The sequence below is a fragment of the Blastococcus xanthinilyticus genome (assembly GCF_008124835.1).
Taxonomy (GTDB): domain Bacteria; phylum Actinomycetota; class Actinomycetes; order Mycobacteriales; family Geodermatophilaceae; genus Blastococcus; species Blastococcus xanthinilyticus.
Genome location: NZ_VNHW01000001.1, coordinates 80,376 through 101,930, shown reverse-complemented (window position 1 = coordinate 101,930; position 21,555 = coordinate 80,376). Strand labels below are relative to the sequence as shown.

At 75.7% G+C, this 21,555-nt stretch carries 19 protein-coding genes; 12 read left to right on the top strand and 7 right to left on the bottom strand.

Features of this window, described 5'->3' with window-relative positions; all coding sequences use genetic code 11:
* Positions 1-58: 58 nt before the first annotated feature.
* From BD833_RS00490 to BD833_RS00470, 5 genes are all read left to right on the top strand, one after another.
* Positions 59-1,468 carry an AI-2E family transporter gene (locus BD833_RS00490; protein WP_243737358.1) on the top strand — a complete coding sequence of 470 codons (1,410 nt, stop codon included), beginning with the start codon at positions 59-61 and terminating at the stop codon, positions 1,466-1,468.
* Positions 1,465-1,911: an AAA family ATPase gene (locus BD833_RS00485; protein ID WP_341770578.1), complete on the top strand. Its 447-nt coding sequence runs from the start codon at positions 1,465-1,467 to the stop codon at positions 1,909-1,911. Before BD833_RS00490 ends, BD833_RS00485 begins: the two co-directional genes overlap by 4 nt.
* A 134-nt stretch (positions 1,912-2,045) precedes the next feature.
* Complete coding sequence (fabG, locus tag BD833_RS00480; protein WP_166531168.1) at positions 2,046-2,819, top strand: 3-oxoacyl-ACP reductase FabG; 774 nt, start codon at positions 2,046-2,048, stop codon at positions 2,817-2,819.
* Between the two features lie 106 nt (positions 2,820-2,925).
* A complete protein-coding gene (locus tag BD833_RS00475; protein ID WP_166531167.1) occupies positions 2,926-3,705 on the top strand; it encodes a crotonase/enoyl-CoA hydratase family protein in 780 nt (259 codons plus the stop codon).
* A gap of 48 nt (positions 3,706-3,753) precedes the next feature.
* The gene (locus BD833_RS00470) at positions 3,754-4,374 is read left to right on the top strand and encodes an SGNH/GDSL hydrolase family protein (RefSeq protein ID WP_166531166.1); all 621 of its coding nucleotides are present in this window, start codon (positions 3,754-3,756) and stop codon (positions 4,372-4,374) included.
* A gap of 4 nt (positions 4,375-4,378) precedes the next feature.
* Here BD833_RS00470 and BD833_RS00465 read toward each other — a convergent pair whose 3' ends face one another.
* The 4 genes from BD833_RS00465 to BD833_RS00450 all read right to left on the bottom strand — a co-directional run bounded on the left by BD833_RS00465 (position 4,379) and on the right by BD833_RS00450 (position 9,420).
* The gene (locus BD833_RS00465; protein WP_166531165.1) at positions 4,379-5,545 is read right to left on the bottom strand and encodes a cation:proton antiporter; all 1,167 of its coding nucleotides are present in this window, start codon (positions 5,543-5,545) and stop codon (positions 4,379-4,381) included.
* Positions 5,546-5,552: 7 nt separating this feature from the next.
* Positions 5,553-6,047 carry a cation:proton antiporter regulatory subunit gene (locus BD833_RS00460; RefSeq protein ID WP_166531164.1) on the bottom strand — a complete coding sequence of 165 codons (495 nt, stop codon included), beginning with the start codon at positions 6,045-6,047 and terminating at the stop codon, positions 5,553-5,555.
* A gap of 9 nt (positions 6,048-6,056) precedes the next feature.
* On the bottom strand, positions 6,057-8,906 hold the full coding sequence (locus BD833_RS00455) for an FAD-binding and (Fe-S)-binding domain-containing protein (RefSeq protein ID WP_166531163.1): 2,850 nt from the start codon (positions 8,904-8,906) through the stop codon (positions 6,057-6,059).
* Positions 8,907-9,018: 112 nt separating this feature from the next.
* Positions 9,019-9,420, bottom strand: a complete 402-nt coding sequence (locus tag BD833_RS00450; RefSeq protein WP_166531162.1) for a cupin domain-containing protein — start codon at positions 9,418-9,420, stop codon at positions 9,019-9,021.
* Between the two features lie 334 nt (positions 9,421-9,754).
* Here BD833_RS00450 and BD833_RS00445 point away from each other — a divergent pair, with 334 nt between their 5' ends.
* Positions 9,755-11,260: a hypothetical protein gene (locus BD833_RS00445; protein WP_166531161.1), complete on the top strand. Its 1,506-nt coding sequence runs from the start codon at positions 9,755-9,757 to the stop codon at positions 11,258-11,260.
* Between the two features lie 70 nt (positions 11,261-11,330).
* Here BD833_RS00445 and BD833_RS00440 read toward each other — a convergent pair whose 3' ends face one another.
* A complete protein-coding gene (locus BD833_RS00440; RefSeq protein WP_166531160.1) occupies positions 11,331-11,960 on the bottom strand; it encodes a TetR/AcrR family transcriptional regulator in 630 nt (209 codons plus the stop codon).
* A 99-nt stretch (positions 11,961-12,059) separates the two neighbouring features.
* On the opposite strand from BD833_RS00440, the gene BD833_RS00435 reads away from it, so the two are divergent.
* From BD833_RS00435 to BD833_RS00415, 5 genes are all read left to right on the top strand, one after another.
* On the top strand, positions 12,060-13,382 hold the full coding sequence (locus tag BD833_RS00435; RefSeq protein ID WP_208092259.1) for an MFS transporter: 1,323 nt from the start codon (positions 12,060-12,062) through the stop codon (positions 13,380-13,382).
* A gap of 92 nt (positions 13,383-13,474) precedes the next feature.
* Positions 13,475-15,028, top strand: coding sequence for a gluconokinase (locus BD833_RS00430; protein WP_166531159.1), 1,554 nt, complete (start codon positions 13,475-13,477; stop codon positions 15,026-15,028).
* 15 nt (positions 15,029-15,043) lie between these two features.
* Positions 15,044-16,507: a GntP family permease gene (locus tag BD833_RS00425; protein ID WP_166531158.1), complete on the top strand. Its 1,464-nt coding sequence runs from the start codon at positions 15,044-15,046 to the stop codon at positions 16,505-16,507.
* A 66-nt stretch (positions 16,508-16,573) separates the two neighbouring features.
* Positions 16,574-18,187 carry an FMN-binding glutamate synthase family protein gene (locus BD833_RS00420; protein ID WP_166531157.1) on the top strand — a complete coding sequence of 538 codons (1,614 nt, stop codon included), beginning with the start codon at positions 16,574-16,576 and terminating at the stop codon, positions 18,185-18,187.
* 100 nt (positions 18,188-18,287) lie between these two features.
* On the top strand, positions 18,288-18,452 hold the full coding sequence (locus tag BD833_RS00415; RefSeq protein WP_166531156.1) for a hypothetical protein: 165 nt from the start codon (positions 18,288-18,290) through the stop codon (positions 18,450-18,452).
* Positions 18,453-18,546: 94 nt separating this feature from the next.
* Here BD833_RS00415 and BD833_RS00410 read toward each other — a convergent pair whose 3' ends face one another.
* Positions 18,547-19,173 carry a CE1759 family FMN reductase gene (locus BD833_RS00410; RefSeq protein WP_166531155.1) on the bottom strand — a complete coding sequence of 209 codons (627 nt, stop codon included), beginning with the start codon at positions 19,171-19,173 and terminating at the stop codon, positions 18,547-18,549.
* Positions 19,170-20,315, bottom strand: coding sequence for an LLM class flavin-dependent oxidoreductase (locus tag BD833_RS00405; RefSeq protein WP_166531154.1), 1,146 nt, complete (start codon positions 20,313-20,315; stop codon positions 19,170-19,172). The genes BD833_RS00410 and BD833_RS00405 overlap by 4 nt, the downstream gene beginning before the upstream one ends.
* A gap of 252 nt (positions 20,316-20,567) precedes the next feature.
* On the opposite strand from BD833_RS00405, the gene BD833_RS00400 reads away from it, so the two are divergent.
* Positions 20,568-21,470: a hypothetical protein gene (locus BD833_RS00400; protein ID WP_166531153.1), complete on the top strand. Its 903-nt coding sequence runs from the start codon at positions 20,568-20,570 to the stop codon at positions 21,468-21,470.
* The last annotated feature ends 85 nt before the right edge of the window (positions 21,471-21,555 follow it).

Genomic DNA, 21,555 nt, shown 5'->3' with positions numbered 1-21,555 from the left:
TCCGCGGACGCCGTGGAGCCGGCGACGAGCAGGTTCGACCGAGGGGGAGGGGGTGGGCATGGCAGCGCCACGGGACACCGCAGCGCCACGGGACACCGCAGCGCCACGGGACACCGCAGCGGCACGGGACACCGCAGCGGCAAGTGACACGGCAGCGCCGCGGGACGCGGCGGCACCGCCGGACGAGCCGGTCGAGCCCGCGGACGCGTCCGGGAGCGCTCCCGAGCCGCCCGCCCCGGCCCCCGGCGCGGGCGCGGCGGCCCCGGCGCCGGAGTCCGGCCTGCCGCGCTGGCTGCTGCTCCTCGGCGGAGCGGCGGCGGCCACCATCGCCATCGCCGGCCTGCAGGCCCTCGCCTGGCTGGTGGCGCCGGTCTTCCTCGCCCTCGTCGTGGTGATCGCGCTCGCCCCGGTGCAGAGCTGGCTGCGCCGGATCGGGGTGCCGCGCTGGCTGGCCAGCACCGTCCTGCTGCTCCTGGTGTGGGCGGTGCTGCTGGCCTTCGTGGCCCTGCTGGTGGTCTCGGTCGCCCAGTTCGCCGCGCTGCTGCCCGACTACGCCGACCGGGCGCAGTTCCTCATCAACGACGTGGTCGCCGACCTCAACAACCGGGGCATCGTCTCCGGCCAGCTCTCCGACCTGGTCGAGCAGATCGACTACGGCTCGCTCGTCGGGCTCGCCACCGACCTGCTGAGCCGGCTGACCGACGCGGCCACCACGCTGCTGCTCCTGCTCTCCGCCCTGGTCTTCATGGCCATCGAGAGCAGCGGCTTCAGCCGGCGGGTGACCCTGGTGGCCGCCGAGCGCCCGCACCTGCCCGTCGCGTTCGGGCTCTTCACCCGCGGCACCCGCAGCTACCTCCTGGTGAGCACGGTGTTCGGCGCGATCGTGGCGATCGGCGACACGATCGCCCTGGCGTGGCTCGACGTCCCGGCCGCGCCGCTGTGGGGGCTGCTGGCCTTCATCACCAACTACGTGCCCAACATCGGCTTCCTGCTGGGGGTTGCGCCGCCGGCGGTGCTCGGCCTGCTGGCCGGTGGCTGGGGCGAGCTGGTGGCGATCATCGTCGTCTACTCGCTGCTCAACTTCGTCGTCCAGACGCTCATCCAGCCGCGGTTCGTGGGCGACTCGGTGGGGCTGTCGATGACGGTCACGTTCGTCGCGCTGCTGTTCTGGGGCTGGGTGCTCGGCGCCCTGGGCGCGCTGCTGGCCATCCCGCTGACCCTCCTGGTCAAGGCGCTGCTGGTGGACGTCGACCCGCGGGGCCACTGGCTGGACGCCCTCCTCCGCGAGGAACCGCGGGCGCCGCGCACCATGCGGGCCCGGCGGCGGATGGCCGACCGGCACGCGACGCTGGCCTCGATGCGCCGGCTGCACTCCCACCCGCACCGCCGCTCGGCGGGCGCCGGGGCCGCCGACCAGGTCACCGACGGGGCCGCCGACGAGGTCGACACCCCGGTGGGCCGGGGCTGAGCGCACCCGGGCCCGGGCAGGAGCTGGTCGTCCTGGTCGGGCTGCAGGGCAGCGGCAAGAGCACCTGGACCGCCGCGGCCCTGGCCGGCACGCACGCGGTCGTGAGCAAGGACCACTGGCCCAACGCCCGGCGCCGGGAGGCCCGCCAGCAGCGCGTGGTGGCCGACCTGCTGGCCGAGGGGCGCAGCGTCGTCGTGGACAACACGAACCCCGCCCCGGCGGACCGGGCGGCGCTGATCGCCCTCGCCCGGGCGGCCGGGGTGCCGGTGCGGGCGGTGTGGTTCGACACCCCGCCGGCGGTGTGCGCGCGGCGCAACGAGGCGCGTCACGGGCGGGCCCGGGTGCCGCCCGCCGGGCTGTACGGCACCCTCGCGCGGCTGGTGCCGCCCTCGACCGGCGAGGGCTTCTCCCGGGTCGACGTCGTGCGCACCGGACCGGGCTGAGCCGGGGTCGCGGCGGCTCCCGGACCATGTGACCGGCGCCGCCACCGGCGGCCGTAACGTGTCGGGCGCAGCTCGCCGCGCGCCGGGGCTCTCCGCCCCGGTGACCGTCGGCATCCGAGACGAAGGGAACGTTCATGAGCGAGGCAGGCACCACGGGGGCTCCCCGCGTGGCCATCGTGACCGGCGCGGCGCGCGGTATCGGCGCGGCGACCGCCCAGCGGCTGGCGGCGGACGGCTTCGCCGTCGCCGTCCTCGACCTGGACGAGGGTCAGGCGAAGGGCACCGTCGAGGCGATCGAGGCCGCCGGTGGCCGCGCGCTCGCCGTCGGTGCCGACGTCAGCGACGCCGCGCAGGTGGAGGCCGCCGTCGAGCGCATCGCCACCGAGCTCGGCGCACCGACCGTGCTGGTGAACAACGCCGGCGTCCTGCGCGACAACATGCTGTTCAAGATGAGCGAGTCCGACTGGGACATCGTCATGAACGTGCACCTCAAGGGCGCGTTCCTGATGTCCCGCGCCGCGCAGAAGCACATGATCGACGCGAAGTGGGGCCGGATCGTCAACCTGTCCAGCACCTCGGCGCTGGGCAACCGCGGGCAGGCCAACTACGCCACCGCCAAGGCCGGCCTGCAGGGGTTCACCAAGACCCTCGCCATCGAGCTCGGCAAGTTCGGCGTCACCGCCAACGCGATCGCCCCCGGGTTCATCGAGACCGAGATGACCAAGGCGACCGCCGACCGCATGGGCATCCCGTTCGACGACTTCATCAAGGGCGCGGCCGCGCAGATCCCGGTGGCCCGCACGGGCAAGCCGGAGGACATCGCGCACCTGGTGTCGTTCTTCGTCAGCGAGGGCGCCGGCTTCGTCTCCGGCCAGGTCGTCTACGCCGCGGGCGGCCCGAAGGCCTGACCAGCACCCCGTCCCTCGCCGGACGGGGCCGTTCCAGCACGTTCCCTGGGCCGGGCAGCCGCACCGGCTGCCCGGCCCGGTGCCATCCCACCCCCGAGGAGGCGTCATGGTCGACGAGCACACCGACGACAAGGTCCTGGTGGCGCGCCGCGGCGCCGTCCAGGTGATCACGATCAACCGGCCGTCCGCGCGCAACGCCCTCGACGGCGACGTCGCCCGGGCGGTCGCGGCCGCGGTCGACGAGCTCGACGCCGACGACGACCTGCGGGCGGGGGTGCTCACCGGCGCGGGCGGCACCTTCTCGTCGGGGATGGACCTCAAGGCGTTCCTCCGCGGGGAGAGCCCGTCGATCGAGGGCCGGGGCCTGTGCGGCATCACCCGCACCCCGCCGCGCAAGCCGCTGCTCGCCGCCGTCGAGGGATGGGCGCTCGCGGGTGGCTTCGAGCTGGTCCTCGCCTGCGACCTGGTGGTGGCCGGCCGCGGTGCACGGTTCGGGGTGCCGGAGGTGAAGCGCTCCCTGGTCGCGGCCGGCGGGGCGGCGCTGCTCCTGCCGCAGCGGGTGCCGCGCGCGGTCGCGCTGGAGCTGCTGCTGACCGGCGACCCGCTGGACGCCGAGCGCGCGGCGGCGGTGGGCCTGGTCAACCGGGTGGTCGACGACGGATCGGCGGTCGGGGCGGCCGTCGCCCTCGCCGAGGTGATCGCCGCGAACGGGCCGCTGGCGGTCGCCGCGACCAAGCGGGTCGTGCTGGAGGCGCCGTCGTGGCCGGCCGACGAGGCGTGGGAGCGCCAGGAGCAGATCGTCCGCCCGGTGTTCGGCTCCGAGGACGCCCGCGAGGGCTCCACCGCCTTCGCCGAGCGCCGGCCGCCGGTGTGGCGTGGCCGCTGACGCGCCGGTCGACGGCATACCGCAGCGGGCCACGTCGTTCCCCTCGACGTGGCCCGCTCCGCTCTCCGCCTGCTCCTCCTCGGTGACTCCCTCGCCTTCGGCACCGGCGCCGCCCGCCCCTCCGACGCCCTCGGGCCCCGGCTCACCCGCGCGCTGACCGACGACGGGTTCGACGTCGAGCTGCACGTGCTCGCCGTCCCGGGCGCCGTCTCCGCCGGGCTGGCCGACCAGGTGCGCCGCGCCCTTCCGCTGTCGGCCGACCTGGCCGTCGTGGTCGTCGGCGCCAACGACCTCGCCCGCTTCGTGCCCGCCGAGCAGGCCGCGTCCGCGCTCTCGGCCGCGGTGACCGCGCTGCGGGCCGCCGGCACCGACGTCGTGGTGGTGCCGGCGCCGGACATGTCGATGGTGCCGTTCGTGCCCCCGGCGCTGCGGATGCTGGTGCGGGGCGCCTGCGCGGTGCTCCAGCAGCGGCAGTCGCACGTGGCCACCCGCGGCGGCGCCACCGTGGCCCCGGTGGCGGCCGAGGTGGCGCGGGCCTTCGCCGCCGACCCGGCGTCGTTCTCCGCCGACCGGTTCCACCCGTCCTCGGCCGGCTACGCGCGGATCGCCGAGGTGCTCGCGCCCTACGTGCTGGGCGCGGCCCGGGCCCGGCGGGATACCGCCGCCTGACCGGTCAGGCCGGCGCGGGCGCGCGGACCAGGCGCGCGGACAGCGGCTCCACGAAGCGGGTGAGCACCGGGCCGCTCACCGCGAGCACCAGCACGTAGCCCGTGGCCACCGGGCCGACCGCCGGCAGCCCGGCGGTGACCGCCAGCCCGGCGATCACGATCGAGAATTCACCGCGGGCCACCAGCGCCGTGCCGGCGCGCAGCCGGCCGGGAACGGCGACCCCGTCCCGCCGCGCGGCGAACCAGCCGGTGCCGATCTTGGTGACCGTGGTGACCGCGGCCAGCGCCAGCGCGGCGGGGAGCACCGGCAGGATCGCCCCCGGGTCGGTGGCCAGCCCGAAGGCGACGAAGAAGGTGGCCGCGAACAGGTCGCGCAGCGGGCCGAGGATCGCCCGCGCGCGCTCGGCGAAGGACGCCGGCAGCGCCAGGCCGACCAGGAAGGCCCCCACCGCCGCCGACGCGCCCATGGCCTGCGCCGCGCCGGCGACCAGCAGGGTGAGGCCGATCAGCCGGAGCATGACCTGCTCGTCGTCGTCGTGGGTGAGCAGCCGGCCCAGCCGGTGGCCGTGCCGCTGCGCCGCCAGGAGCACGAGCAGGACGGCGCCGACGGCCAGCGCGATGCCGCCGGCGGCCTGCGCCGGCCCCTCACCGGCCAGCGCCACCACGAGCAGCGGCAGGAACAGCGCCATCGCGAGGTCCTCGAGCACGAGCACCGAGAGCACCGCCGGGGTCTCGCGGTTGGCCAGCCGGCCGAGGTCGCCGAGCAGCCGCGCGATGATCCCCGACGACGAGATGTAGGTGACCCCGCCCAGCGCCAGGGCGCCCTGCCACGGCAGGCCCAGCAGCAGCCCGGCGACGAACCCGGGCGGGCCGTTGAGCACGAGGTCCACCAGGCCGGAGGGGGCGTGCCGGCGGAACGACGCGAACAGCTCGGTGGCGGAGAACTCCAGCCCGAGGGTGAGCAGCAGCAGGACGACACCGATCTCCGCGGCCGCCTCGAGGAAGGGCGCCGCGTTGTCCACCGCCACCAGGCCGCCCTCGCCGAGCGCCAGGGCGGCCAGCAGGATGAACGGGACGGGGGACAGGCCGAGCCGCCGGGCCAGCAGCCCGAGCGCCGACAGCCCGAGGAACAGCAGACCGAGCTCCAGCAGCAGGGCGGCGACGTGGTCCACCGCGGACCTACTCCTTGCCCGCGAGCCGCCGGTCCAGCTGCTCCAGGCCCGCCGACGAGCCGATGGCCACCAGCACGTCGCCGGCGGCCAGCCGGTCCCCGGGCGCGGGGGAGGGGACGACGTCGGCGCCGCGCACGATGGCGACCACCGAGCACCCGGTCAGCGTGCGGGCGCGGGTGTCGCCCAGCGTGCGGCCGGCGAAGGGGGAGCCCTCCCGGACCGAGATCCGGGCCGACTCCAGCCCCGGCACCTCGCGGGAGAGGTCGGCGAACCGCTGGGTCAGCCGGGGCGCGCCGAGGACCTCGGCGACGGCGTCGACCTCCTCGGGGTCCAGCCGGAAGGTCTCCCGCGCCTGGTCGGGGTCGCGCCGGTCGAACACCGCGATCTCCGCGCCGCCCTCGCGCTGCACGACGATGCCCAGCAGCTGACCCGACCGGGTGCGCAGCTGGTACCGGACGCCGACACCGGGCAGCAGGGTCTCCTCGAGCTCCACGTCCGGCATCGTCGCACCTCAGCCCAGCCGGTCGGCCAGGAGCTCGGCGAGGTGCTTCCCGCGCCGGCCGGCCAGCTGGTCCAGTTGGGTGCGGCAGGAGAAGCCGTCGGCCAGGACGACCGCGTCGTCGGCCAGGTCGCGGACGGCGGGCAGCAGCTGCTGCTCGGCGACCGCCACCGAGACGTCGTGGTGCCCGCGCTCCACGCCCCAGTTGCCGGCCAGCCCGCAGCAGCCGCCCAGCCGGTTCACCGTCGCGCCGGCCCGCTCGAGCAGCGCCGCGTCGGCCGACCAGCCGAGCACGGAGGCGTGGTGGCAGTGCGGCTGGGCGACGATCTCCGTGCCGGCCAGCGACGGCGGCGTCCAGCCGGGGGTGTCGCGGAGCAGCTCGGCGAGGGTGCGGGTGGCGGCGGCCACCTGCTCGGCCTCCGGCCCGCCGACCAGCTCCAGCGCCTCGCTGCGCAGGACGGCGGTGCAGGAGGGCTCGATGCCGACGACGGGGACGCCCGCCGCCGCCAGCGGCGCCAGCGCCCGGACCGTGCCGCCCAGGATCCGCCGGGCGGCGTCGAGCTGGCCGGTGGTGATCCAGGTGAGCCCGCAGCAGGTGTCGTCGCCGGGGACCTGCACCCGGTAGCCGGCGGCGGTCAGCACGCGGGCGGTGGCGGTGGCGACCTCGGGCGCGAAGTGGTCGGTGAACGAGTCCACCCACAAGGCCACCGGGGGGCCGTCGCCGACCAGCGGCTGCTCGGCCCACTGCTGCCGGAAGGTCCGCGGGGCGAAGGCCGGCACCGGGCGGCGCTGGTCGATGCCTGCGCCCCACTTGGCCAGGCGGCCGACCAGTGCGGTGCCGAGCGCGGCGTTGACCAGCCGGGGGGCCCGGGCCACCAGGTCGGACCAGAACGGCAGCCGGCCGAGCGTGTAGTGCGAGCGCGGGCGGAGCCGGCGGCGGTAGGACTGGTGCAGCACCTCCGCCTTGTAGGAGGCCATGTCCACGCCCGTGGGGCAGTCCCGCGAGCAGCCCTTGCAGGACAGGCACAGGTCCAGGGCGTCGTGCACCTCGGGGGAGCGCCAGCCCGTCACCGGCCCGCCGGGGGCGAGCATCTCCTGGAGCACGCGGGCGCGGCCCCGGGTGGTGTCCTTCTCCTCGCGGGTGGCCGGCCAGGAGGGGCACATGACCCCGCCGGAGGACTGCAGGTCGGCGCGGCACTTGCCGACGCCGGTGCAGCGGTGCACCGCGGCGGAGAAGTCGCCGCCGTCGTGCCGGTACGCCAGGGCGAGGTTCGTCCTCGTCGCCGGCGCCACGGCGATGCGGACGTCCTCGTCGAACGGGGCCGGGCGGACCAGGACGCCGGGGTTGAGGACGTCGTCGGGGTCGAAGACCGCCTTGACCCGGCCGAAGAGCGCCAGGGCCTCGGGGGAGTACATGTGCGGCAGCAGCTCGCTGCGCGCGCGGCCGTCGCCGTGCTCGCCGGACAGCGAGCCGCCGTAGCCGGCGACCAGCCGGGCGGCGTCCTCGACGAACGACCGGTAGGCGGCGCGGCCGGCGTCCTCGCCGGCCCCGAAGGGGAAGTCGATCCGCACGTGCAGGCAGCCGTCGCCGAAGTGCCCGTAGGGCACGCCCTGGAGGGAGTGCTCGTCGAGCAGCGCCTCGAAGCCGCGCAGGTAGTCCCCGAGCCGCTCCACCGGGACGGCGGCGTCCTCCCAGCCGGCGTGCGCCGGGCGCCCGTCGGACGTGCGGTTGGCCAGCCCGGCGCCGTCCTCGCGGATCCGCCAGATCGCCGCGGCGTGCGCCGGGTCCGTGACCACCATCGAGTCGACCGCGCCGGCGTCGGCGAGCACGCCGCGCGCCTTGCCCTCGACCTCCGCGACGCTGTCGCCGGTCAGCTCCACGATCAGCCAGCCCGCGCCGCGCGGCAGGTCCGGCACCACGGCGGCCGGCACGTCCCGCAGCCGCTGCACGATGCGCTCGTCGAGGCCCTCGACGGCCGTGGGCTCGTGCGGCAGCAGGCCGGGGGTGGCGTCGGCGGCGTCGGCCATCGACGGGTAGCCGAGGACGACCAGCCCGCGGACCGGGGCGTCGGTGACCAGCCGCACCGTCGCCCCGAGGACGACGGCGAGGGTGCCCTCGCTGCCCACCAGCGCGCGGGCGACGTCGAAGCCGCGCTCGGGCAGCAGGTGCTCCAGCGAGTAGCCCGACACCTGCCGGCCGAAGCGGCCGAACTCGGTGCGGATGGTGGCGAGCTCGCCGGCGACCAGCCGGTGCAGGTCGGCGAGGACCCCGTCGCGGGGGGTGGTGCCCGGGCCCACCGTCAGGCGGGCACCGCTCCCGGTGACGACGTCGAGGGCCACGACGTTGTCCGAGGTGCGGCCGTAGCCCAGGGCGCGGGAACCGCAGGCGTTGTTGCCGATCATCCCGCCGATCGTGCACCGGTTGTGGGTGCTCGGGTCGGGGCCGAAGCGCAGCCCGGAGGGCCGGGTGGCGGTCTGCAGCGCCGCCTGCACCACCCCGGGGTCGACGGTGGCGGTCCGCGCCTCGGCGTCGACCGCGCGCACGCGGGACAGGTAGCGGCTGGTGTCGATCACGACGCCGGTGCCGACGGCGTTCCCGGCGATCGAGGTGCCGGCCCCGCGCGGGGTGAGCGGGACGCCGAGGGAGCGGCACACCTCGAGCGCGGCCACGATCTCGTCGGCGTCGCGGGGGCGGACGACGGCGCGCGGCAGGACGCGGTACAGCGAGGCGTCGGAGGAGTAGAGGGCCCGGGCCAGGCCGGAGTCGTCGACGTCCCCCAGACCGGCGCGGCGGAGCTCCGCGGCGACCTCCCGGCCGGCGTCCTCGAGCGTGCGGGGGGAGCCGGTGGCCGGTGCGCTCATGCGCCGAGTCTGACTGCCCGCCCGGAGGCCGGCCACCACCGGGCCCGACGACGGCGGCGGCCGGGCACCGGAGTGCCCGGCCGTCGCCAATTTCCGCGGAAGGCGCGCCGGTTCAGGAGGTCGGCGGCTCGTCCTTGCCCGACTCCTCGGCCTCGTCGGCCTCCTCCTTGGTCTTGTGCACCGCGCCGTCGGCGTGCTCCGGCGGGCCGTAGACCGTGTAGAGGACCAGCGGGTTCTGGCCGGTGTTCAGGAAGTTGTGCTTCGTCCCGGCCGGGACGACGACGAGGTCGCCCTGCGCGACGTTCTTCTCGCTGCCCGAGATGACCGCCTTCCCGACGCCGCTGACGAAGGTGAGGATCTGGTCGATGTCCTCGTGGGTCTCCTCGCCGATCTCGCCCCCCGGCGGGATGGTCATGATGACCAGCTGGGTGTTCTTGCCGGTCCAGAGGACCCGGCGGAAGTCGGGGCTCTTCTCGGCCTCGGTGGCGATCGTGTAGTGGATGACGGACGCCATGGGCGGCGCTCCTCTCGGCTCGGTGGCGCAGGCTGCCGTCCGGCCGCGGACGGGCGGCCGACGGGCGACGGGCTGCTCCTGCCCGGGGACGCTCCCGAGTAGTCCTGCGTTCGCCCGGGACGGTGACCACCCGGGTCCGGAGCGGCCCCGCGCGGGCGACATCGCAGGTCAGCGGCGCATCGGCGGAACCGACCCCCCTTGTGGTCCCCGCCACTGCTGATCTACCTTCCCGCCCGGTACCGAGCGGTACCAAGTCGGAGCACGGTCCGCCGCCGGGCGGCCGCGCTCCACCGGCGCCGCGCACCGTCGCGCGGCGCCTTCTGATGGGAGTGCAGTGACGAGAGAGCGGAATCAGGGCGGTCGCCGGTTCGCCGCGCCGGCCGCCCTGCTGGGCGCAGGGGCGGCCGCGACGGCCTTCCTGCTGCTGATGGGATCGGTGGCCGAAGGCGCGGGCGACGTCCACGACGGCGCGATGAAGCTGAACGCCGGGCAGAGCGAGTTCGCCGCCGGCTGGGAGCGGCTGGCCGGTGGCGTCCAGGACCTCGACGCGGGGGCGACCTCGGTCGTGGACGGCACGGACCGGTACGTGAGCGGTGTCCAGGAGTACCGCGCCGGGGTCGACCAGTACGTCGGCGGCGTCGGCCAGGTGGCCGACGGGTCGGGGCGGCTGGCGGCGGGCGCGGGTGAGGCGGCCGTCGGCGCGGACAGGCTGGCGAACGGTGCGGCGGACCTCGACGAGGGCCTCACCACGTTGTCCGCCGGCTCCACCACGGCCGCGCAGGGCGCCGACGACCTCGTCGCCGGGCTGGGGCTGCTGGCCGAGAACACCTCGCCCACGAGCCTCCTGCGGGAGGGCGCGGCGAAGGTGGCGTCCGGCGCGCCGGCCCTGAAGCAGGGGGCGGAGGACATCAGCGCCGGTCTCGGCAAGGCCCAGAACGGGCTGGGCGTGGTGAGCACCAATGTGGACACGGCACGGGCCGAGATCGGTCAGGTGGGCGCGGGCCTCGGAGCGGCCGGGGTGAAGCTGGGCGACCTGGGGAACCAGATCACGGCGCTGGCGCAGTCCGGGCGCATCTCGCCCACCGACGCCGCGGCGCTGGGCGCGATCGTCTCCGCCGCGGGGAGCGACCTCACCCAGGCGGGCACGGACCTCACGGCCGCCGGCACCGGGGTCGGGACGGCGCAGGCCTACATCGCGGGCATCCCGGGCACGCCGGGGCTGCGCGACGGGCTCACCGAGCTGAAGACCGGCGTCGACCAGAAGCTGCTCCCGGGCGTGACCGACCTCGCCGTCAAGGCACCCGGCCTCCCTGCCGGCGTCGACCGGCTGCACGCCGGCATCGGGCAGGCGGCGGCGGGTGCCTCGGCCCTCGCGGCCGGCACCGACCGGCTCGCCGCGGGTCTGGGCACCGCGGCCACGGGCTCGGGCACGCTGCGGGCCGGTGCCGGTGACCTGGCGAAGGGCACCGACGAGCTGGCCGCCGGCACCGTGGAGCTGGACGAGGGCGTCGGTCAGCTCACCGCCAACAGCCCGCAGCTGACCGAGGGCGGCGCCGAGCTGCAGGCCGGCGGCACCGAGCTGAAGGGCGGCGTCGACCAGCTGGCCGACGGCACCGGCGAGCTCGCCGGCGGCGCCGACCAGCTCGACGAGGGGCTGCTGAAGCTCACCGCGGGCCAGCAGGAGCTGGCCGACGGTGCCACCGAGCTCGACGACGGGGTCGGCGCGTTCGCGCCGGAGCGGCTCGCGCTGCCCGTGGGCGCCGCGTTCGTCCTCGCCGCGCTGGTCATGGCGGCGATCCGGATCCGCCGGTCCTCCCGGGCGGCGCACTCGGCGGTCTGACCGCCCGAGCGCCGCACCAGCGGCCCGTCTCCCGCCCGGGAGGCGGGCCGCTCGTGCGTGGGGGAGCGGCTCAGCGCCGCTCGAGCAGGCCCACCACGATCGCCGTCGCGTCGTCGACGTCCTCGCCCAGGCGCCCGGCCTCACCGCGCTCGACGCGGGCCAGCATGAGCTCGTTGATCCCGCCGACCGCGGCCAGCACGAGCGGCCGGCCGACCGGGCGGACCTGCTCCGGGTGCTGCCCGGCGAGGTCCGCGGCGACCTCGCAGAGCAGGTCGACGTAGCGGTCGACCACCTGGCGCCGCAGCTCCCGCGCCCGCGGTCCGGCGGCCTGCACCTCCACGAGCGCGGCCCAGGCGACGGCGGGCCCGGCCGCCAGCGTGCCGAGGTAGCTGCCGATGCCGGCCCGCAACCGCTCCCGCCACGGCGAGCCGGCCGCGCGCGCCTGCTCCTGGGCCAGCCGCACCTGGGCGAGGACCGTGTCGTTGGCCCGGGTGTAGAGCTCGAGGAGGCACTCCTCCTTGTCCCGGAAGTGGGCGTAGACGAGCGTCTTCGACACCCGCCCCTCCCGGGCGATGTCGGCGATCGTGGTCGCGGAGTAGCCCTTCGCGGCCATGCACACCGCGAGCGCCCACAGGATCCGGCCGCGGCGGTGACCGTCGTCCACGGCGGGATCGGCGGAGGGGTCGACCAGCGCGTCCATCGGGGCGGACTCTAGAGCGCCGGGCGCCCGGGGTGAGTGATCTCACGCCGCGCTCGGGAAGGAGTCGGTGCCCGGCGGTGTCGTCCCTGGGTGACCTCGGTGCCCGCGACCCGTCCCTCGGCCCGCGCGTACGCGATGTGGGGCGTGGGGCTGCTGGCCTACGCGGTCGCGGTCTTCCACCGGTCGTCGCTCGGCGTGGCCGCGGTCGAGGCGCAGGAGCGCTTCTCGGCGGGCGCCTCGGCGGTCTCCCTCTTCCTCGTCCTGCAGCTGGCGGTCTACGCCGGGCTGCAGGTCCCGGTCGGGGTGGCCCTGGACCGGTTCGGCTCCCGCCGGATGATCCTGGCCGGCGCGGTGACGATGGCCGCCGGCCAGCTGGTGCTGGCGCTGGCCACCGACGTGCCGACGGCGATCGCGGCGCGGGTGCTGGTCGGCGCGGGCGACGCGATGACGTTCATCAGCGTGCTGCGGGTGGTCTCCTTCTGGTTCCCCGGCCCGACCGCGCCGCTGGTCACCCAGCTGACCGGCATCCTCGGGCAGGTCGGCTCGATCGTCGCCGCCTATCCGCTGGTGACGCTGCTGCACGCCACCTCCTGGACGGCGACCTTCGCGGGGGCGGCCGCCACCGGCGTGCTGGTCGCGCTGCTGGTCCTGCTGGCGCTGCGCGACGCCCCCGAGGGGACGGCGCGGCCGACGGCGGTCGGGCTGGCCGAGCTGCGCCGCGGGCTGGTGGACACCTGGCGCGAGCCCGGCACCCGCATCGGGCTGTACACGCACCTGGTCACCCAGTTCTCGGGCACGGTGTTCGCGCTGCTGTGGGGCTATCCGTTCCTGGTCATCGGCCAGGGGCTCGCGCCCGGCACGGCGGCCGCGCTGCTGAGCCTCCTGGTCCTCGTCGGCATGGGCGTCGGGCCGGTGCTCGGCCGGCTCTGCGCCCGCTGGCCGCTGCGCCGCTCGGTGCTGGTCTTCGGCATCCTCGCCGCCACCGTGACCGTCTGGACCGTGGTCCTGCTGTGGCCCGGCCGGGCGCCGCTGCCGCTGCTGGTGCTCCTGGTCGTCGTCCTGGGCACCAACGGCCCCGGGTCCATGATCGGCTTCGACTACGCGCGCACGGAGAACCCGGCGGAGCGGCAGGGCAGCGCCAGCGGGGTCGTCAACGTGGGCGGGTTCGTCGCCTCGCTGCTCACCATCCTCGCGATCGGGGCGGTCCTCGACGTCCTGACCCCCGGCGCCTCGGCGGACTACGACCTGGCGGCGTTCCGTGCCGCGTTCTCCGTGCAGTACCTCTTCTGGGCCATCGGCCTCGTCGGCGTCCTGCGCCACCGCCGGCAGCTGCGTGCGCGGCTGGCCCGTGACGGCGTCGTCCTGCAGCCCCTGCACGCCGCGATCCGGGCCCGGCTGAGCGGGGACACCCCGGCGCGCTGAGCTCCCGGCGGGGCAGCGGCGGGTTGCCCTGCCGCTCCCGGGGCGGGCACGATGCGGCCAGGCCGGCACGCGGCCGGTCACAGGGGGTGGGCGTGGACGTCGTGGTCGGACTCGACTCGGGGACGACGGCGACGAAGGCGGTCGCGGCCGGTGCCGACGGCACGGTCCGGGACGTCGTCAGCGTGGCCTACCCGCTGCTCGTGCCCGCCCCGGGCCGCGCCGAACTGGACTCCGAGCAGCTCGTGGCGGCCGCGATCGAGGCGCTGACCGAGGTGGCCGGGCGGGCCCGCGAGCGGGGTGACCGCGTCGCCGCCGTCTCCCTGAGCGCCGCCATGCACGGCCTGGTCCCGATGGACGACGACGGCCGGCCGCTGGGCCCGGTGGTGACCTGGGCCGACGACCGGGCCGCGCAGTGGGCGCAGGCGCTGGTCGCCGACGGCCGCGCCCCCGACCTGCACGCCCGCACCGGGACGCCGGTGCACGCGATGTCCCCGCTGGTGAAGCTCTCCTGGGAGCGGGCGGCCGACGCCGACCGGGTCGCGCGGGTGCCGCGCTGGGGCGGGGTCAAGGAGCTCCTCGTCGCCGCGCTGTGCGGAGGCCGGCACGTGGTCGACCGCTCCTGCGCCTCGGCCACCGGCCTCTACGACATCCGGGCCGGCCGCTGGGACGCCGAGGCGCTGCAGATCGCCGGCGTGCGCCCCGACCAGCTCGGCGCGGTGCTGCCCACCACCGAGGTGCTGCCCGGGCTGCGCAGCGAGGTCGCGGCCGCCACCGGCCTGCCGGGGGACCTGGCGGTGGTCGTGGGCGCCGCCGACGGGGTGCTCGCCAACCTCGGCATCGGCGCGGTGCGGCCGGACGTCGCCGCGGTGTCCCTGGGCACCAGCGGGGCCATGCGGCTCCTCGTCCCTTCGCCGACGGTGGACCCCGGGCGCCGGCTGTTCTGCTACGCCCTGACCGACGACGCCTGGGTGGTCGGTGGGGCGATCAACAACGGCGGGTCGGTGGTCCGGTGGGCCGCGCAGGCGCTGGCCGCCGGTCTCGACGGCGCGCCGCCGCCCGAGGGGGAGGCGGCCGACGAGCTCGACGCCCGGCTGCTGGCGGAGGCGGAGGCCGTGCCGGTCGGCAGCGCCGGGCTGATCTGCCTGCCCTACCTGCTCGGTGAGCGGGCGCCGTGGTGGCGGTCGGGCATGCGCGGGGCCTACCTCGGGCTCCGCCGCGAGCACGGCCGGGCGCACCTGGTGCGGGCCGCGGTGGAGGGGGTCTGCCAGCAGCTGGCGCTGGTGCGCGACGCCTTCGCCGCCACCGGCCTGCCGGTGCGGGAGGTGCGGGCCACCGGGGGAGCGGTCGCCTCCCCGCTGTGGATCGGGACGCTGGCGGCGGCCCTGGACCTGCCGGTGCGCGTCGCCGAGTCACCGGAGGGCACCGGGCTGGGCGCCTGCCTGCTCGGCTGGCACGCGCTCGGCGAGCTGCCGGATCTGGACGCCGCGACCGCGCTGGTCGCCGTCGACGAGCCGGTCCGGCCCGATCCGGGCGCCGTCGCCGTCTACCGGCGGTTGCGCCCCCTGGTCGACACCTCCACGGAGGCCCTGGTCGAGGTCCTCACCACCCTCGACGCCCTGGACGATCCACCGACCCCACCGACCTGACCTACTGGAGGAGCCATGACAGACGTCGAACCGGCGCTGGGTGCCGGACCACTCCTGCTGATCGCCGCGGCCGCGGTCGGCGTCCTGCTCTTCCTGATCATGAAGGTGAAGCTGCACGCCTTCCTGGCGCTGGTCCTGGTCAGCCTGGCGGTGGCCCTGGCGGCCCGGGTGCCGCTGGAGGACGTGGTCACCGTGATGACCACCGGCTTCGGCTCGACCCTGGCCAGCGTCGCCCTGCTGGTCGGCATCGGGGCGATGCTCGGCCGGCTGTTCGAGCACAGCGGTGGCGCGCAGGTGCTGGCCGACAGCCTGATCAGGCGCTTCGGTGAGCAGCGGGCGCCGCTCGCCCTGGGGATCGCCGCGCTGCTGTTCGGCTTCCCGATCTTCTTCGACGCCGGGCTGGTCGTCTTCCTGCCGATCGTGTTCACCGTGGCCCGCCGGCTGGGCGGCTCGCTGCTCATCTACGGGCTGCCGGTCGCCGGTGCCTTCGCCGTCATGCACGCGTTCGTCCCGCCGCACCCGGGGCCGGTGGCCGCGGCCGGGCTGATCGGCGCCGACATCGGCCTGGTGCTGGTCTTCGGCCTGCTCATCGGCGTCCCGACCTGGTTCCTCGGCAGCTACCTGTTCGGGCTCTGGGCCGGCAAGAAGTTCGAGCTGCCCGTCCCGACCATCCTGTCCGGCGAGGCGAAGACGGCCGACGACGCCCCGGACCCCTCGGTCGAGGGCAGCTCGCCGGGGATCGCCTCCGGGCGAACGGGCACGGACACGGACACCGCGACCCGGCCCGCACCGCCCCGGTTCGCGACCGTGATCTCGCTGCTGCTCCTGCCGATGCTGCTGATCTTCCTGAACACCGGCCTGACCACGCTCGCCGCCGAGGGGGTCGTGGACGAGGGGTCGACGTTCGTCCGCTGGGGTCAGCTGCTCGGGGCCACGCCGATCGCGCTGCTGATCACCGTGCTGGTGGCCATGTGGGTGCTCGGCCGGCGGCGCGGCGACAGCGGCGCCGAGGTGGAGTCGGTCCTCAACAGCGCGCTGGGGCCGGTCTGCGCGATCATCCTCATCACCGGCGCCGGTGGCATGTTCGGCGGCGTCCTGCGGGCCAGCGGCATCGGCGCCGCGCTGGCCGACGTGCTGGGCGACATCGGGCTGCCGGTCATCGTGGCCGCCTTCGTCATCTCCGCCCTGATCCGGGTGGCGCAGGGCTCGGCCACGGTGGCCCTGACGACGGCGGCCGGCCTCATCGCCCCCGTGGTGCAGGCGACCGACGGGCTCAGCTCGGTGGACCTCGCCCTGATCGTCATCGCGATCGCCGGCGGCGCGACCGTGCTCTCGCACGTGAACGACTCCGGCTTCTGGCTGGTCAGCCGGTTCTTCCAGATGGACGAGAAGACGACGCTCAAGACCTGGACGGTGATGGAGACCCTGCTGGGCACCATCGGGTTCGTGCTGGCGCTGGTGCTGAGTCTGTTCCTCTAGCGCGGCGGGTTCCTCCAGCGCGCCGGTCCGGCTGTCGGAGCGGCCGGCCGGTGGCAGGCTGGGGGGATGAGTCTCGTCTCACGCGCTGCCGCGGCCGGCCTCTCCGCCCTGGCGGCCGTGGCCGCCCGGGACCTGCTGCAGCGGGAGCACACCCTGCTGCGGAACTTCCCGGTGATCGGCCACGCGCGCTACCTGCTGGAGTCCATCGGCCCCGAGCTGCGCCAGTACCTGGTGGCCGGCAACAACGAGGAACGGCCGTTCACCCGTGACCAGCGGCGCTGGGTGTACGCGTCGAGCAAGCGGGAGAACAACTACTTCGCGTTCGGCACCGACAACGACCTGGAGTTCACGGCCGGATACCCGGTCATCAAGCACCGCACCTTCGGGGCGTCGGTGCCGGCCACCGACGTGCACGCCGGGCACGGCGTCGCGCTGCCGTGCGCGAAGGTGATGGGCGCCGCCCGCGGCCGCGCCGGGGCGTTCCGCCCGCCGTCGGTCGTGAACATCTCCGCCATGAGCTTCGGGTCGCTGTCGGGGCAGGCGGTCGAGGCCCTCAACCGGGGCGCCGCGCTGGCCGGCTGCCTGCACAACACCGGCGAGGGCGGCCTGTCCACGCACCACCGGCACGGCGGCGACCTGGTGTTCCAGATCGGCACCGCCTACTTCGGCTGCCGTGACTCCGACGGCCGGTTCGACCTGCAGCGGCTCAAGGCCCTCGTGGCGTCCGCGCCGGTGCGGGCGCTGGAGATCAAGCTCAGCCAGGGCGCCAAGCCGGGCCTCGGCGGAGTGCTGCCGGCGGCCAAGGTGTCCGCCGAGATCGCCGAGACCCGCGGCGTCCCCGAGGGCGTCGACTGCATCAGCCCGTCCCGGCACGCGGAGTTCAACGATCCCGACAGCCTGCTGGACTGGGTGGAACTCCTGGCCGCCGAGACCGGCCTGCCGGTCGGCATCAAGTCCGCGGTCGGCGACCTCGGGTTCTGGGAGGAGCTGACCGACCTCATGGTCGCCACCGGCCGCGGGGTCGACTTCGTGACCATCGACGGCGGGGAGGGGGGCACCGGCGCCGCGCCGCTGATCTTCACCGACACCGTCTCCCTGCCGTTCCAGGTCGGCTTCGCCCGGGTGTACTCGGTCTTCGCCCGCAAGGGCCTGCACGAGTCGGTGGTGTTCGTGGGGGCCGGGAAGCTCGGGCTCCCGGACAACGCGACGGTGGCCTTCGCCCTCGGCTGCGACATGGTGAACGTCGGCCGGGAGGCGATGCTGGCGATCGGCTGCATCCAGGCGCAGAAGTGCCACACCGACACCTGCCCGACGGGCGTCGCGACCCAGAACGCGTGGCTGTCCCGCGGGCTCGACCCGGCGCTGAAGTCGGTGCGGGCGGCCAACTACATCGCCACGCTGCGCCGCGACCTGCTCAAGGTGGCCGAGGCCTGCGGAGTGCCGCACCCCGGGCTGATCGACACCGACGCCGTGGAGATCCTCACCGGGCGCACCGCGTCCCGGCCGCTGGCCGAGGTGTACGGGTACGAGCACGGCTGGGGGCTGCCCGCTGCCGCCGACCGGGACGCCGTGGCGGCGCTCATGTGCGAGCGGGAGCCGGAGGGCAGCAGTGCGCCGCCCTCACCGGAGGCCCGCGCCGAGGGCCGGGATCCCGACGACGGGACTGTTACGGATCGGTGAACCTCTTCCGGGCCCCGGGTGCACACGGCCGGGCGGGGACACATCCCCGGTGTTACGGATCCGCCCCGCCGGCCCGGCCGGCAGACCTGGAGGAGAACCGATGAGCCGCATGTCCCTGCCCACCCGTGGAAACCGCTGGCGTTCGGCTGCCGCCGGCGTCGCCATCGCCGCCGCGTCGTTCACCATGACCGCCTGCGGCGGGGAGGAGCCCCTCGAGGAGGGCGGCGTCGTCGAGGAAGGCGAGATGGAGGAAGAGGAGGACTGACCCTCCGCTCTTCCGGAGCCGCTGCTCTCCCGGACGTCCTGCGGCCGGCCCCTCCGGGGGCCGGCCGCGGCCCGGTGCGGGGCGTGCGCCCCGCTCAGCCGCCGGAGCCGCGGAGCAGGTCCTCGAAGGACGTCGCCGGGTCGGCGAACGGGTCGGCCGGGGGCGCCGGCGGGCGGCCGGCCACCAGGTCGGCGAGCTCGCCGGCGGCGCGGCGCACCCGGCTGGTCAGGGCCGGGCTGCCGGCTTCCCCACCGGCCCAGTCCTCCGACGCCGCGAACACCGCCGTCGGCGCGACGGTGGCCCGCAGGTAGGCGAACAGCGGTCGCAGCGCGTGCTCGAGGGCGAGCGAGTGCCGCGCCGTGCCGGCGGTCGCGGCGATGAGCGCCGGCTTGCCCGTGAGCACGTCCTTCTCCAGGACGTCGAAGAAGGTCTTGAACAGCCCGCTGTAGGACGCGGAGAAGATGGGCGTCACCGAGATCAGGCCGTCGGCGCCGACGACGGTGTCCACCGACGCCCGCAGCGCCGCGCTGGGGAAGCCGGTGACGAGGTTGTCGGCCAGGTCGCGGGCGTGCTCGCGCAGCTCCACCACCTCCACCGTGACGGTGACGCCGCGCTCGCCCAGCGCGTCGACCGTGGCGGCCGTCAGCCGGTCGGCCAGCAGCCTGGTCGAGGACGGGACGGCCAGCCCGGCGCTGACGACGGCGAGGGTGCGGGTGGTCATGCCTGCGCCCCCGCCTCGACGGTCCGGCCGGTCACGTCGTCCGCGGCGTGCACGGTGGCGTCCCGAGCCCCGCCCGCCGCGGCCACGCGCGAGGCGTGGGTCGGGGCGTCGGGCACGTGCGCCGGCTTGAGCGCCGCGAACTCCTTCCGCAGCACCGGGACGACCTCCTCGCCGAGCAGGTCCAGCTGCTCGAGCACCGTCTTCAACGGGAGACCGGCGTGGTCGACCAGGAACAGCTGGCGCTGGTAGTCGCCGACGTAGTCGCGGAAGCCCAGGGTGCGGTCGATGACCTGCTGCGGGCTGCCGACGGTCAGCGGCGTCTCCCGGCTGAAGTCCTCCAGGGACGGCCCGTGGCCGTAGACCGGGGCGTTGTCGAAGTACGGCCGGAACTCCGCGACGGCGTCCTGGCTGTTCTTCCGCATGAACACCTGCCCGCCGAGCCCGACGATCGCCTGGTCGGCGCCGCCGTGGCCGTAGTGCTCGTACCGGCGCCGGTAGAACTCCACCATTTTCTGGGTGTGCTCCTTGGGCCAGAAGATGTGGTTGGAGAAGAAGCCGTCGCCGTAGTACGCGGCCTGCTCGGCGATCTGCGGGCTGCGGATCGAGCCGTGCCACACGAACGGCGGGACGCCGTCGAGCGGGCGCGGGGTGGAGGTGAAGCCCTGCAGCGGGGTGCGGTACTTCCCCTGCCAGTCGACGACGTCCTCGGTCCAGAGGCGGCGCAGCAGGGCGTAGTTCTCCACGGCCAGCTCGATACCGTTGCGGATGTCCTGCCCGAACCAGGGGTAGACCGGTCCGGTGTTGCCGCGGCCCATCATGAGGTCGACCCGGCCGTCGGCCAGGTGCTGCAGCATCGCGTAGTCCTCGGCGATCTTCACCGGGTCGTTGGTGGTGATCAGCGTCGTCGACGTGGACAGCTGGAGGCGCTCGGTCCGCGCCGCGATCCACGCGAGCGTCGTGGTGGGGGAGGAGGAGAAGAACGGCGGGTTGTGGTGCTCGCCCAGGGCGAAGACGTCGAGCCCGACCTCCTCGGCCTTCTGGGCGATGGCCAGGACGGCCTTGAGCCGGTCGGCCTCGCGGGGCGTCCGGCCGGTGGTGGGGTCGGTGGTGATGTCGCTGACGGTGAAGACGCCGAACTGCATCTCGTCCTCCAGATCTAGTTGAGCGTGCAATCATCTGCCCTCGGTGAACACGCCGCACCCCGTGGCTATGCCCGGGCCCCCGAAGGGGGTGGGCAGGCCCCGGCGAATCCGCCCCGTAGTCGTTCCAGTACACCCCGGCGTGGCACCGCCGGGCCGCCCGCGACACGGGTCACGGACCCGTCACGGCCGTCCGCGCGCCCCTCGGCGCTCTGGCAGATTTCCCGTCACCTACTTCCCAGGGGGGCCATCCGGATGCTCCGGCGTGTCGAGTTCGTCGCCAACCGAGTCCAGGACGAGGGCGTTCCGCCCGAGGGGGCGGAGCACCGCGCTCCGCGCCCGGCCGGTGGGCTGGAGACCCTGCTGGCCGACCAGCCGGTGTTCCGCGGAGCCGTGCGCGGCTACGACCGGCTCGAGGTCGACAACTACGTGGCCTGGGCCGAGAACGAGCTCACGGCCGCGCAGCGCGAGCGCGAGCACCTGCTCGACCGCGTCGTCGCGTGCGGCACCGAGCTGGAGATCTCCCGGCGGCTCCTCGCCGAGCAGCCGGCCGGGCGGGACCGGCCGGTCGTCAGCGCGCGGGTGAGCGAGGTGCTGCGCCTGGCCGAGGACCAGGCGGCGCAGGTGCTCGACGCCGCCGACGCCGAGGCCGAGCAGCTGCTCGCCGACGCGCGCCTGGAGGCCGATGCGCGGCTGCGGAAGGCGCACGAGATCAAGGAGCTCGCGATCGAGGTCGCCGACCAGCTCCGGGTCAATGGCCAGCGCGACCGCGCGGAGGCGGCCGCGGTCCTGGAGCAGGCGAAGGCCGAGGCCGTGCAGCTGCTCGCCGCGGCCGCCACCGAGCGCGACCGGCTCGCGGCCGCGGCGGCGGCCCAGCGGGACGCCCTGGCCGCCGAGGCCGCGGCGGCGCGGGCCCGGGCGGACGAGCAGGCCGAGCGCGACCGGCAGGCCGCCGAGCAGGCCGCCGAGGAGGCCGCCGCGGGCCGGCTGGCCGAGCTGCGGGCGGAGGTGACCGACCTGTGCCGGCAGCGCGACCAGGCACGGGAGTCGCTGCGCTCCCTCACCGACCGGATCGGTGCCGCGCTGCAGGCGGTGGGGGTTCCCCCGGCCGAGGAGCTGGTGCTCCTGGGCGGCCGCCCGGAGCCGGTCCCCAGCTGACGTCCTCGCCGCATGGCGGCGGTGACTCGGGGCGCCCCTTGGTGAGAGGGTGATCGCGCCGGTACGCAGCAACAGGGAGGGAACC